Here is a 13,045-nt window from a genome sequence, read left to right as displayed (position 1 = left end):
CGTTCACCGCCATCGCCGTTGATCCGTCAGCCTACACTGACACACGAGAATCAACGACGATTCCAGCCGGTTCCTTCAACCTGCCAAAGTAGTGCAAGCCTCTCTCTCCTTGCGCAAAATGCTATGCGACAGAACAATTATGTGTCAACGAGATTCGCGACACGAGAAGCGAGAGGAGAGGCGGCATGGCCGACGCGCGCTGGCAGGGGCAGGACTATGATCCCCTCGTACATGAGGATTTCGACACGCCGCACCGCGTGTTCGCGGACCTGCGCGAACGCTGCCCGGTGGCGCACAGCGACGCGTTCGGCGGCTTCTGGATCGCCACCCGCTATGCCGACATAAAGCGCATCCTCGACGATCCGCTGGAATTCACCACCACCGTGCGCAACGTCGTGCCCGGTGCTTCCGCCACCGGCCGGCGGCCGCCGCTCCACCTCGATCCGCCCGAACATTCGCCCTATCGCCGCGCGATCGACCGGGCGCTGAGCGCGCGCCGGATCGCCGCGATCGAACCGGTGATCGAGCGCCACGTTGCGTCGCTGCTCGATACCTATATCGCGGCGGGCGGCGGCGATTTCGTCGAGGGGTTCGGCAGCCCGCTGCCGGCGCTGCTGTTCGCCGACTGGTTCCAGCTTTCGGAAGCGCAGACCGACCTGCTGTGGCGCACCGCGCAGACCTTCGTGAAGGCGTGGGAGGCGTTCGATGTCGTGACCGTTTCGAAGACCAGCGAGATCCTCTACGATCTTGCGCGCGACCTGATCGCGGAGCGGCGGGTGGCGCCGCTCGATCCGGAGGTCGATCCGGTCAGCAGCCTGCTCGCCGCGGTCGACGCCGAGGGCGCGCCGCTGCCGCACGAGATGCTGGTGGGGTGCGTGCGGCAGATCCTGGTTGTGGGGCTGGTGGCGCCGCCGGTGTTCCTGGGCAGCGTCGCCGTCCATCTCGCGCGGCATCCGGACCTGCAGGCGCGGCTGCGGGCCGAGCCGGCGTCGATGGAGGCGGCGGTGGAGGAATTCCTGCGGCTCTACACGCCCTATCGCGGCTTCGCGCGCACCACCCGTCATGGTGTGGAACTGGGCGGGCGGGATATCCGCCCCGGCGAGCCGATCGCGCTTGCTTATGCCTCTGCCAATCGCGACGAGGCGGTGTTCGAGGCGCCTGACGAGTTCCGCATCGATCGCGCCAATGTCTACGACCATCTCGCCTTCGGGCGAGGGGCGCACCGCTGTGCGGGTATGGCGATGGCGCGGCTGGAATTCCGCATCGCCTTGGGGCAATTGCTCGCGCGCACGCGATCGATCGCGCTGGCCGGCGATGTGCGGATGAGCGGCATGCCCGAAGTGGGGCCGGTCTATGTGCCGCTGGCGGTGGAGGCGGCGTGAGGATGCCAGTGCGGGCTTGACCGGCCTGCCGAATCTGCTAAGCGGCCGCCCTTGGTCGGCGCAGTGCGTCGGTCATACCGTCCGAGACAGTTGGTGAGGGCAATCGGGCCCTCTTAATCTCCAGCCTAGACGGGGAAGAGTTTCTCGCCCGTTGGCGCATCGCGTCGAACGGGCCTGCCGGACGGGCCTGGTCCCCGTCATGTCAGGTAGCCATTCCCCTCGGACATAGTGCCTCGCGTTCGGCGTGTGCGGATTTCCGTGCGCGCAGGCCGCGAGGATTGCTGGCGTCGCGATGGTCGCGGCGCCGGAATTGAGTGGAGAATGGCATGGATCGTGCTCAAAAGGCCGCCTCCGTTGCCGAGCTGAACCGCACCTTTTCCGAGGTTGGCGTGGTGGTTGTCACCCGCAATCTCGGCCTCACCGTCGCCCAGTCGACGGCGCTGAGGACGAAGATGCGCGAGGCCGGCGCGAGCTACAAGGTCTCGAAGAACAAGCTTGCCAAGATCGCGCTCGGCGGCACCGACTATGTGGGCGTGGGCGATATGCTCACGGGTCCGGTCGGTCTCGCCACCTCGCCCGACCCGGTCGCCGCAGCCAAGGTTGCGGTGGACTTCGCCAAGACGACCGACAGGTTCGAGATCGTCGGCGGGGCGATGGGCGCGACGGTTCTTGACGCCAATGGCATCAAGGCGCTCGCCACCATGCCGTCGCTCGATGAGCTGCGCGCGAAGATCGTGGGCCTGCTGGTTGCTCCGGCGACCAAGCTCGCGACCGTCACGCAGGCTCCGGCGGCGCAGCTGGCGCGCGTGCTGAACGCCTACGCGGAAAAGGACAAGGAAGCCGCCTGAGCGATCGGGCAGTCCCTTACGCACACTTTTTTGACCTGAACATGATGGGCTCACGGGCCCGATTTGGAGATATCAAATGGCTGACCTCAACACCCTCGTCGAACAGCTTTCCGAACTGACCGTCCTCGAGGCCGCCGAGCTCTCGAAGCTTCTCGAAGAGAAGTGGGGCGTTTCGGCCGCCGCGGCCGTCGCCGTTGCCGCTCCGGGTGGCGCCGGTGGCGCCGCTGCTCCGGCCGAGGAAGAGAAGACCGAGTTCGACGTGGTCCTCACCGGCGACGGTGGCAAGAAGATCAACGTCATCAAGGAAGTCCGCGCCATCACCGGCCTGGGCCTGACCGAAGCGAAGGCCCTCGTCGAGGCCGCGCCGAAGGCGGTCAAGGAAGGCATCGGCAAGGACGAAGCCGAGAAGATCAAGAAGCAGCTCGAGGACGCCGGCGCGACCGTCGAGCTCAAGTAATCGGACTGCGGGCCAAGCGCCCGCACCCGAGCGCTTTTGCGATCAGGAGAAAGGGGGCGGCCTTGGGGCCGTCCCCTTTTTTCCGTTTCTGGTGATCGTTGCGTGCAATGCGGCCCGCCATCGGGGGATGGCGGGCCGCTGCCTTTCAGGATGTGAAGGGTTGGATCAGACCAGCGCGGGTTCGCGGCTGGCCGGGACCGGCGAAGTGTTGGTCGCCTGCGCGGTGCGTCGACGCGCGATCTCCGCGAGGTAGGGATCGACCGGCTCGGCGGTCACCGTTTTGCGGCGGCGCTCGATCTCGGCAAGATACGGGTCGACCGGCGCAGTGGGCGTGACCGAACGGCGGCGCGCGACCTCGGCCAGATAGGGATCGACCGGCTCACCGGCGAAGCGATCGCGCAGCGCGGCCTTGCGGTCATGCGCGGCGGCAACGGCGGCGGCAGAGGCCGGCGCGGCGTTGAACAGCGGGGCCGACGGCGCAGGGCGGGTCGGTTCGATCGCGGCGTCACCGCTGGTCGCTGCGGTCGCTTGCGGTGCGAAGGCGGGCAGCGGCGCGATGCCGGGGTCGTCCGCGACCGGCGTACCGACAGGATCTCGACGGCGGCGGAGCAGCATGGCGGCACCGGCGATCAGGACCATCACGGCGATGCCGCCGATGATCCACGCCATCCGCGAGTCGGTGGCTGTCGCGGTCGGTGCGGGGGCGCCTGTCGCGGGTTCGGCCGGCGCCGGGGCCGCGGCGGGTTCCGGCTGGGGCGCGGCGGCAGGGGCCGCTGCGACCGGTGCAGGCGCGGGGGCCGCTTGGGCGGCCGGCGCCGGGGCAGCGCGTTCGGCCGGGGGCGTGGCGCGCAGCTGGGCACGCTCGGCGCGACGCGGCGCCGGGCGCTCGGCGGCCTCGCGTGCCGGCGGGCTCGCGTCGGGCACCGCGGGTGGTGCCGCGGTCGGCATCGCCGTGGTCGTGACCGACGGCGGCGCGGTGCGCGTTACCGGCGGGGCGTCGATAGCCGATGCGGTAATCGGCGCCGTCGCGGCGGGTGCAACGGGGGCGGCCGCTGGCGGCGCGACCGTGGTCGTCACCGGAGGCGGCGCCACCGAACTGCCTTGCGCAGGTGCGGCAGCATCCTGCGCGAGCGCGGGGGTGAAGGGAAGCGCGGTGGCCGCGAGAAGCAGAGCGACCGCGCGACGATAAGAGAAGGGATCTTTCGTCATAGCATAAGTGAAATGTTCGAATGCTGGGATGCGCCCCGTGCAACCGGCGCATATCGGGACGAGTCGTGGCGGCGCGGGGACGAGCTGCAAAAATCAGCGGGTTTGACTCGCGGCAGCCCTGCGCCTATATGGCGGCTTCACCCCAGTTCGTCGGGAAATGATGCGCCGTCGCGCAGTGCATCGGTCGAATAGGCGGGCAGGGGTTTTTAGACGCTGGAGCTGCGGCTTCCCATAGTGGGAGCTCGCGGCTTTTTGCGTCTGTCTGCGCGCCTGTATTGACGACCGAGAGGGCGAACACCGACCATGGCGACCAAGGCAGCTCCCGCTTCCGGCACCGCGAAGAAGCGCATCCGCAAGGTTTTCGGCAACATCCACGAAGTGGTGCAGATGCCGAACCTGATCGAGGTGCAGCGCGAATCCTACGAACAGTTCCTGCGCTCCGATCCGGCGACCGGCTATGTCTCCGGCCTGGAAAAGACGCTGCGCAGCGTGTTCCCGATCCGCGACTTCGCCGGCACCGCCGAGCTGGACTTCGTGCATTATGAGCTCGAAGAGCCGAAGTACGACACGGACGAGTGCCGCCAGCGCGGCATCACCTATGCGGCGCCGATGCGCGTGACGCTGCGCCTGATCGTGTTCGAGGTCGACGCCGACACCGAAACCCGCTCCGTGCTCGATATCAAGGAGCAGGACGTCTACATGGGCGACATGCCGCTCATGACGCAGAACGGCACGTTCATCGTGAACGGCACCGAGCGCGTGATCGTCAGCCAGATGCACCGTTCGCCCGGCGTGCTGTTCGATCATGACCGCGGCAAGACCCATGCCTCGGGCAAGTATCTGTTCGCTGCGCGCGTGATCCCGTATCGCGGCTCGTGGCTGGACTTCGAGTTCGACGCCAAGGACATCGTCAACGTCCGTATCGACCGCAAGCGCAAGCTGCCGGTCACCGCGCTGCTCTATGCGCTCGGCCTGAACTCCGAAGAGATCCTCAACCACTTCTACAACACGGTCACCTTCGTCCGTGGCGAGGGCGGCTGGCAGGTTCCCTATGTCGTCGAGAACTGGCGCGGCCAGAAGCCGACGTTCGACGTCGTCGACGCGTCGTCGGGCGAGGTCGTGTTCCCGGCGGGCACCAAGATCAGCCCGCGCGCGGCCAACAAGGCCGGCCGCGACGGCCTGCAGATGCTGCTGATCCCGACCGAGGAGATCTTCGGCCGCTACAGCGCCTATGACCTGATCGACGAGTCGACCGGCCGCATCTACATCGAGGCGGGCGACGAGGTTTCGGCCGAGAATCTCGAACTGCTCGACAAGGCCGGCATCGACCGGATCGAGCTGCTCGACATCGACCATGTCAACACCGGCCCCTGGATCCGCAACACGCTGAAGGCGGACAAGGCGGAAGAGCGCGACCATGCGCTCGCCGACATCTATCGCGTGATGCGCCCCGGCGAACCGCCGACGAAGGAGACCGCCGAGGCGCTGTTCGCCGGCCTGTTCTTCGATCCGGAGCGCTACGACCTCTCGGCCGTGGGCCGCGTGAAGCTCAACATGCGCCTCGAGCTCGACGCCGAGGACACCGTCACCACGCTGCGCACCGAGGATATCCTCGCGGTCGTCAAGACGCTGGTCGGCCTGAAGGATGGCAAGGGCGAGATCGACGACATCGACAATCTCGGCAACCGCCGCGTGCGTTCGGTGGGCGAGCTGCTGGAGAACCAGTATCGCGTCGGCCTGCTCCGCATGGAGCGCGCCGTGAAGGAGCGCATGTCGTCGGTCGACGTGTCGACGGTGATGCCGAACGACCTGATCAACGCGAAGCCCGCGGTTGCTGCGGTGCGCGAGTTCTTCGGTTCGTCGCAGCTGTCGCAGTTCATGGACCAGACCAACCCGCTCTCCGAAGTGACGCACAAGCGTCGCGTCTCGGCGCTCGGGCCGGGCGGTCTCACCCGCGAGCGCGCGGGCTTCGAGGTCCGCGACGTTCACCCGACCCACTATGGCCGCATCTGCCCGATCGAAACGCCGGAAGGCCCGAACATCGGTCTGATCAACAGCCTGGCGTCGTTCAGCCGCGTCAACAAGTATGGCTTCATCGAGACGCCGTACCGCAAGGTCGTGGACGGCAAGGTGACGCAGGAAGTCGTCTATCTCTCGGCGATGGAAGAAGCGAAGCACACGATCGCGCAGGCGAACGCTGAGCTGAACGACGACCACAGCTTCTCCGAGGATCTGATCTCGGCGCGTGAGGCCGGCGAATTCCTGATGGCGCCGCGCGATCACATCACCCTGATGGACGTGAGCCCCAAGCAGCTCGTGTCGGTCGCGGCGTCGCTGATCCCGTTCCTGGAAAATGACGACGCCAACCGCGCGCTGATGGGCTCGAACATGCAGCGCCAGGCGGTGCCGCTGGTTCGTGCCGAGGCGCCGTTCGTCGGCACCGGCATGGAAGAGACGGTGGCGCGTGACTCGGGTGCCGCGATCGCGGCGCGCCGGTCGGGCATCGTTGACCAGGTCGACGCGACCCGCATCGTCATCCGCGCGACCGGAGACGTCGAGGCCGGCAAATCCGGCGTCGACATCTACACGCTGATGAAGTTCCAGCGCTCGAACCAGAACACCTGCATCAACCAGCGTCCGCTGGTGAAGGTGGGCGACATCGTCAACGATGGCGACATCATTGCCGACGGTCCGTCGACCGAGCTGGGCGAGCTGGCGCTGGGCCGCAACGCGCTCGTCGCGTTCATGCCCTGGAACGGCTACAACTATGAGGACTCCATCCTGATCTCCGAGCGGATCGTGAAGGATGACGTCTTCACCTCGATCCACATCGAAGAGTTCGAGGTGATGGCCCGCGACACCAAGCTCGGGCCGGAAGACATCACCCGCGACATCCCGAACGTGGGCGAGGAGGCGCTGCGCAACCTCGACGAGGCGGGCATCGTCTATATCGGCGCCGAGGTGGAGCCGGGCGACATCCTGGTCGGCAAGATCACGCCGAAGGGCGAAAGCCCGATGACGCCGGAAGAAAAGCTGCTCCGCGCGATCTTCGGCGAAAAGGCCAGCGACGTGCGTGACACCTCGCTGCGTCTGCCCCCGGGCGTCGCCGGCACGGTCGTCGAGGTGCGCGTGTTCAACCGCCACGGCATCGACAAGGACGAGCGCGCGATGGCGATCGAGCGCGAGGAGATCGACCGCCTGACCAAGGACCGCGAGGACGAGCGCGGCATTCTCAACCGGGCGACCTTCAATCGCCTGCGCGAGATGCTGATCGGCCAGGTCGCGACCGCGGCTCCGAAGGGCGTGCGCAAGGGCGTCGAGATCGACGAGCAGCTGCTCGGCGAGGTCGAGCGTCACGACTGGTGGAAGTTCGCCGTTCAGGACGATGCCCGCCAGTCCGACCTGGAAGCGGTGAAGGCGCAGTATGACGATGCCGTCGGCCTGATCGTTCGCAAGTTCGAGGATCGCGTCGAGAAGCTGCAGCGCGGTGACGAGCTGCCGCCGGGCGTGCTGAAGATGGTCAAGGTGTTCGTCGCGGTGAAGCGCAAGCTGCAGCCGGGCGACAAGATGGCCGGCCGTCACGGCAACAAGGGCGTCATCAGCCGCATCCTGCCGGCCGAAGACATGCCGTTCCTGGCGGACGGTACCCCGGTCGACATCGTGCTCAACCCGCTGGGCGTGCCTTCGCGCATGAACGTCGGGCAGATCTTCGAGACGCATCTGGGCTGGGCCGCGCGCGGCCTGGGCCGCCAGATCACCGAAGCGCTGGAAGCGTGGCGTGAGAATGGCGGCAGCGCTGCAGGCACCCCGCCGGAAGCGGTGCGGGAGCGCCTGAAGACGGTGTATGGCGAGGATTATCACGCCGACATCGAGGCACGCAGCACCGACGAAGTGGTCGAGCTTGCGGTGAACCTGAAGAACGGCGTGCCGATGGCGACGCCGGTGTTCGACGGTGCCCGCGAGAGCGACGTGGCGCACATGCTCAAGCTGGCGGGTCTCGACGAGAGCGGCCAGGTGGAGCTGTTCGACGGCCGCACCGGCGACCAGTTCGATCGCAAGGTGACCGTGGGCTACATCTACATGCTGAAGCTCCACCACCTCGTGGACGACAAGATCCACGCGCGTTCGATCGGGCCGTACAGCCTCGTCACCCAGCAGCCGCTGGGCGGCAAGGCGCAGTTCGGCGGCCAGCGCTTCGGCGAGATGGAGGTGTGGGCGCTCCAGGCCTATGGCGCCGCCTACACGCTGCAGGAAATGCTGACGGTGAAGTCGGACGACGTGATCGGGCGCACCAAGGTCTACGAGGCGATCGTCAAGGGTGACGACACGTTCGAGGCCGGCATTCCGGAGAGCTTCAACGTGCTCGTCAAGGAAATGCGTTCGCTGGGCCTCAACGTGGAGCTCAACGCGCTGGCCGACGAGGCCGACGACGACGCGCTGCCCGAGGCTGCCGAGTGAGATCGGGATGGCGCCGCCTGACGGCGGCGCCGCTCCACCCGGCCGACCTATTCGCCCTCGAGAGGGATTAAGACATGAACGAACTGACCAATTTCGCCAATCCGATCGCGAAGCCCGAAACCTTCGACCAGATCCAGATCGGCATCGCCAGCCCGGAGCGTATCCGCAGCTGGTCGTTCGGCGAGATCAAGAAGCCCGAGACGATCAACTATCGCACGTTCAAGCCCGAGCGTGACGGCCTGTTCTGCGCGCGCATCTTCGGTCCGATCAAGGATTACGAGTGCCTGTGCGGCAAGTACAAGCGCATGAAGTACAAGGGCATCGTCTGCGAAAAGTGCGGCGTCGAGGTCACGGTCTCGAAGGTCCGCCGCGAGCGGATGGGCCATATCGAGCTCGCCGCCCCGGTTGCGCACATCTGGTTCCTGAAGTCGCTGCCGTCGCGCATCGGCCTGCTGCTCGACATGCAGCTCAAGCAGCTCGAGCGCGTGCTGTACTTCGAATCCTACATCGTCATCGAGCCGGGCCTGACCGCGCTCGACAAGTATCAGCTCCTCACCGAGGATGAGCTGCTGACGGCGCAGGACGAATATGGTGAGGACGCGTTCAGCGCCGGCATCGGCGCCGAGGCGGTCCGCATCATGCTCGAAAGCCTCGACCTCGAGGGTGAGCGCGAGGCGCTGCTCAAGGAACTGGCCGAGACCAAGTCCGAGCTGAAGCCCAAGAAGATCATCAAGCGGCTGAAGGTCGTCGAGAGCTTCATCGATTCCGGCAACCGCCCGGAATGGATGATCCTGGAAGTCATCCCGGTCATCCCGCCCGAGCTGCGCCCGCTGGTGCCCCTGGACGGCGGCCGCTTCGCGACCTCGGACCTCAACGACCTGTATCGCCGCGTCATCAACCGCAACAACCGCCTGAAGCGGCTGATGGAGCTGCGCGCGCCGGACATCATCGTCCGCAACGAAAAGCGCATGCTGCAGGAAGCGGTCGACGCTCTGTTCGACAATGGCCGCCGCGGCCGCACGATCACGGGCGCCAACAAGCGCCCGCTGAAGTCGCTGTCCGACATGCTCAAGGGCAAGCAGGGCCGCTTCCGTCAGAACTTGCTGGGCAAGCGCGTCGACTATTCGGGCCGCTCGGTCATCGTGACCGGTCCGGAACTCAAGCTGCACCAGTGCGGCCTGCCCAAGAAGATGGCGCTCGAGCTGTTCAAGCCGTTCATCTATGCCCGCCTCGACGCCAAGGGTCTCTCGATGACCCTCAAGCAGGCGAAGAAGTGGGTGGAGAAGGAGCGCAAGGAAGTCTGGGACATCCTTGACGAGGTGATCCGCGAGCACCCGGTTCTGCTGAACCGCGCGCCGACGCTCCACCGTCTGGGCATTCAGGCGTTCGAGCCGGTGCTGATCGAGGGCAAGGCGATCCAGCTTCACCCGCTGGTCTGCTCCGCGTTCAACGCCGACTTCGACGGTGACCAGATGGCCGTCCACGTTCCGCTGAGCCTCGAGGCGCAGCTGGAAGCGCGCGTGCTGATGATGTCGACCAACAACATCCTCAGCCCCGCGAACGGCAAGCCGATCATCGTGCCGTCGCAGGACATGGTCCTCGGCCTCTATTATCTTTCGATGATGAAGGAGAATGAGCCGGGCGAGGGCATGTTGCTGGGTGACATGGCGGAGGTGCACCAGGCGCTCAACGCGAAGGCGGTGACGCTGCACACCAAGGTGACCAGCCGCGTTCCGCAGACCGACGAGGACGGCAACACCTATCTGAAGCGCGTCGAGACCACCCCGGGCCGCATGCTGCTGGGTGAGACGCTGCCGAAGAGCCACAAGGTGCCGTTCGAAACGATCAACCGCCTGCTGACCAAGAAGGAGATCGGCGACGTCATCGACATCGTCTATCGCCACACCGGCCAGAAGGAGACGGTGCTGTTCGCCGACGCGATCATGTCGCTGGGCTTCCGCCACGCGTTCCGCGCCGGCATCAGCTTCGGCAAGGACGACATGATCATCCCGGCCGAGAAGGACGGGCTGGTCGACGAGACGCGCGCGCTCGTGAAGGATTATGAGCAGCAGTATCAGGACGGCCTGATCACCCAGCAGGAAAAGTACAACAAGGTGATCGACGCCTGGAGCCGTTGCGGCGACCAGGTGGCTGCCGCGATGATGAAGGAGATCCAGGCGGTCAAGAAGGGTGAGGACGGCCGTGAAAAGCCGATCAACGCCATCTACATGATGGCCCACTCGGGCGCCCGTGGTTCTCCCGCGCAGATCAAGCAGCTTGCCGGCATGCGCGGCCTGATGGCCAAGCCGTCGGGCGAGATCATCGAAACGCCGATCATCTCGAACTTCAAGGAAGGCCTGACCGTCCTTGAGTACTTCAACTCGACCCACGGCGCTCGTAAGGGCCTCGCGGACACCGCGTTGAAGACCGCGAACTCGGGTTACCTGACCCGTCGTCTGGTCGACGTGTCGCAGGATTGCACCGTGGTCGAGCTCGACTGCGGCACCGATCGTGCGCTGGAGATGAAGGCGATCGTCCAGGGCGGCGCCACCATCGCGTCGCTGGGTGAGCGTATCCTGGGCCGCACCACGGCCGAGGACATCATCGACACCAAGAATGGTGAGGTGGTGATCGCCGAGGGCACGCTGCTCGACGAGGCGATGATCGCGCAGATCGAGGCGATCGGCACCCAGGCGGTCAAGATCCGCAGCCCGCTGATCTGCGAGACGCGGATGGGCGTGTGCGCCAAGTGCTACGGGCGTGACCTTGCCCGCGGTACGCCGGTGAACATCGGCGAGGCGGTCGGCGTCATCGCGGCGCAGTCGATCGGTGAGCCGGGCACGCAGTTGACGATGCGGACCTTCCACATCGGTGGTGCTGCGCAGCTCAACGAAACCTCGAACCTCGAGGCGGTGTCCGACGGCACGATCGAACTCCGCGATCTGCCGACCATCACCGACAGCCGCGGCCGTCGCGTCGCCCTTGCCCGCAACGGCGAGCTGGCGATCATCGACGCCGAGGGCCGCGAGCGGGCGGTGCACCGTATCCCGTACGGTGCCCACCTGATGTTCGAGGATGGCGCGAAGGTCTCGAAGGGTGATCGCATGGCGGAATGGGATCCGTTCACCATGCCGGTCATCACCGAGAAGGGCGGTATCGTGAAGTTCCAGGATCTGATCGAGGGCGCCACGCTCACCGAGCAGACCGACGAAGCGACCGGCCTCACCCAGCGCGTCATCACCGAGAACCAGTCGCGCAACCGCAAGGAAGACCTGCGTCCGCGCATCACCCTGCTCGACGAAGGTTCGGGCGAGGCGGCGCGTTACATGCTGGCGCCGGGTGCGACCCTCTCGGTCGAGGAAGGGCAGAACGTCCATGCTGGTGACGTGCTCGCCCGCGTGAGCCGCGAAGCCGCCAAGACCCGTGACATCACCGGCGGTCTGCCGCGGGTGGCGGAGCTGTTCGAGGCGCGCAAGCCGAAGGAAAATGCGATCATCGCGAAGGTCTCTGGCCGTGTCGTGTTCGGCAAGGACTATAAGGCCAAGCGCAAGATCGGCATTCAGCCCGAGGATGGCGGCGAGGTCGTGGAGTATCTGATCCCGAAGTCGAAGGTGATCGACGTTCAGGAAGGCGACTTCGTGAAGCGCGGCGACAACCTGATCGGCGGCAGCCCGGATCCGCACGATATCCTTGAGGTGCTCGGCATCGAGCCGCTCGCGGAATATCTCGTGTCGGAAATCCAGGAAGTCTATCGACTGCAGGGCGTGAAGATCAACGACAAGCACATCGAGACGATCGTTCGTCAGATGCTGCAGAAGGTTGAGATCACCGAAGCGGGCGACACGACGCTGCTGCCGGGCGAGCAGGTCGACTGGGAAGAGATGACCGAGATCAACGAGAAGGTCATTGCCGAAGGCCGCCAGCCGGCCGCCGGCAAGCCGATCCTGCTGGGCATCACCAAGGCCTCGCTGCAGACCCGCTCGTTCATCTCCGCCGCGTCGTTCCAGGAGACCACCCGCGTCCTCACCGAGGCTGCGGTGCAGGGCAAGAAGGACACGCTCGTCGGCCTCAAGGAGAATGTCATCGTCGGCCGCCTGATCCCGGCGGGCACCGGCGCCGGCATGAACCGCCTGCGCGTCGCCGCGTCGAGCAAGGACGCCGCCCTGCGCGCCCAGCAGCGCGCCTGGCAGGCCAGCCTCATCGCGCCGAAGTCGGCCGCTGAGGAGCATGACGCCGAGCTTCGCCGCCCGGTGCAGGACGACACCGGCGACGATGCGCTCGCCGCCGTGGTTGCCGACACCAATGGCGAGGACGGCGCGGAGATCTGATCTCCGGGGTGTTCAGACTGTGAGGTAGGGAAGGGCCCGCTGGAGTGATCCGGCGGGCCTTTTTCTTTTGTGGGATGAGACGGCGGCGGGCGCTTGCGTCAGCGGCGTTGCAACGTTGGTTCAATTTGATCGAGCGCTTTCGGCCGACCTTTGAGGGGGCGGGCGTTGCATTGGGGTGACGGTTTGCGACCAATTCCAGCCGTTGTTGCCGAATCCTGTGAACGTCCGATTTCGCCGATAGCTGCCAATCGCGCTGATCAACGTCAACGAATGGTGGCACTCCGAGTCGTCCACCGTCTGCGCTGCTCCGGCCAGTATTCCGGCTATGGCTAGATCAAAACTCTGTTCTCGTCGGTCATACTA

General features: G+C 66.0%; 6 protein-coding genes. 5 read left to right on the top strand and 1 reads right to left on the bottom strand.

Features of this window, described 5'->3' with window-relative positions; genetic code table 11:
• The first annotated feature begins 185 nt into the window (after positions 1-185).
• The 3 genes from FHS96_RS25075 to rplL all read left to right on the top strand — a co-directional run bounded on the left by FHS96_RS25075 (position 186) and on the right by rplL (position 2,687).
• The gene (locus FHS96_RS25075) at positions 186-1,382 is read left to right on the top strand and encodes a cytochrome P450 (RefSeq protein ID WP_429598383.1); all 1,197 of its coding nucleotides are present in this window, start codon (positions 186-188) and stop codon (positions 1,380-1,382) included.
• 326 nt (positions 1,383-1,708) lie between these two features.
• Positions 1,709-2,230 (top strand): 50S ribosomal protein L10, encoded by a 522-nt coding sequence (gene rplJ / locus FHS96_RS25070; RefSeq protein ID WP_429598397.1) that lies wholly within the window; start codon positions 1,709-1,711, stop codon positions 2,228-2,230.
• A gap of 76 nt (positions 2,231-2,306) precedes the next feature.
• On the top strand, positions 2,307-2,687 hold the full coding sequence (rplL, locus tag FHS96_RS25065; protein WP_429598381.1) for a 50S ribosomal protein L7/L12: 381 nt from the start codon (positions 2,307-2,309) through the stop codon (positions 2,685-2,687).
• A 165-nt stretch (positions 2,688-2,852) separates the two neighbouring features.
• Here rplL and FHS96_RS25060 read toward each other — a convergent pair whose 3' ends face one another.
• Positions 2,853-3,896, bottom strand: coding sequence for a hypothetical protein (locus tag FHS96_RS25060; RefSeq protein WP_429598379.1), 1,044 nt, complete (start codon positions 3,894-3,896; stop codon positions 2,853-2,855).
• 303 nt (positions 3,897-4,199) lie between these two features.
• On the opposite strand from FHS96_RS25060, the gene rpoB reads away from it, so the two are divergent.
• Positions 4,200-8,354: a DNA-directed RNA polymerase subunit beta gene (gene rpoB / locus FHS96_RS25055; protein ID WP_429598377.1), complete on the top strand. Its 4,155-nt coding sequence runs from the start codon at positions 4,200-4,202 to the stop codon at positions 8,352-8,354.
• A 74-nt stretch (positions 8,355-8,428) separates the two neighbouring features.
• Positions 8,429-12,682 carry a DNA-directed RNA polymerase subunit beta' gene (gene rpoC, locus FHS96_RS25050; protein ID WP_429598375.1) on the top strand — a complete coding sequence of 1,418 codons (4,254 nt, stop codon included), beginning with the start codon at positions 8,429-8,431 and terminating at the stop codon, positions 12,680-12,682.
• Positions 12,683-13,045 lie beyond the last annotated feature (363 nt).

The sequence above is a fragment of the Sphingomonas zeicaulis genome, assembly GCF_050433225.1.
Lineage (GTDB): Bacteria > Pseudomonadota > Alphaproteobacteria > Sphingomonadales > Sphingomonadaceae > Sphingomonas_D > Sphingomonas_D zeicaulis.
This window is presented reverse-complemented; position numbering and strand designations above follow the sequence as displayed.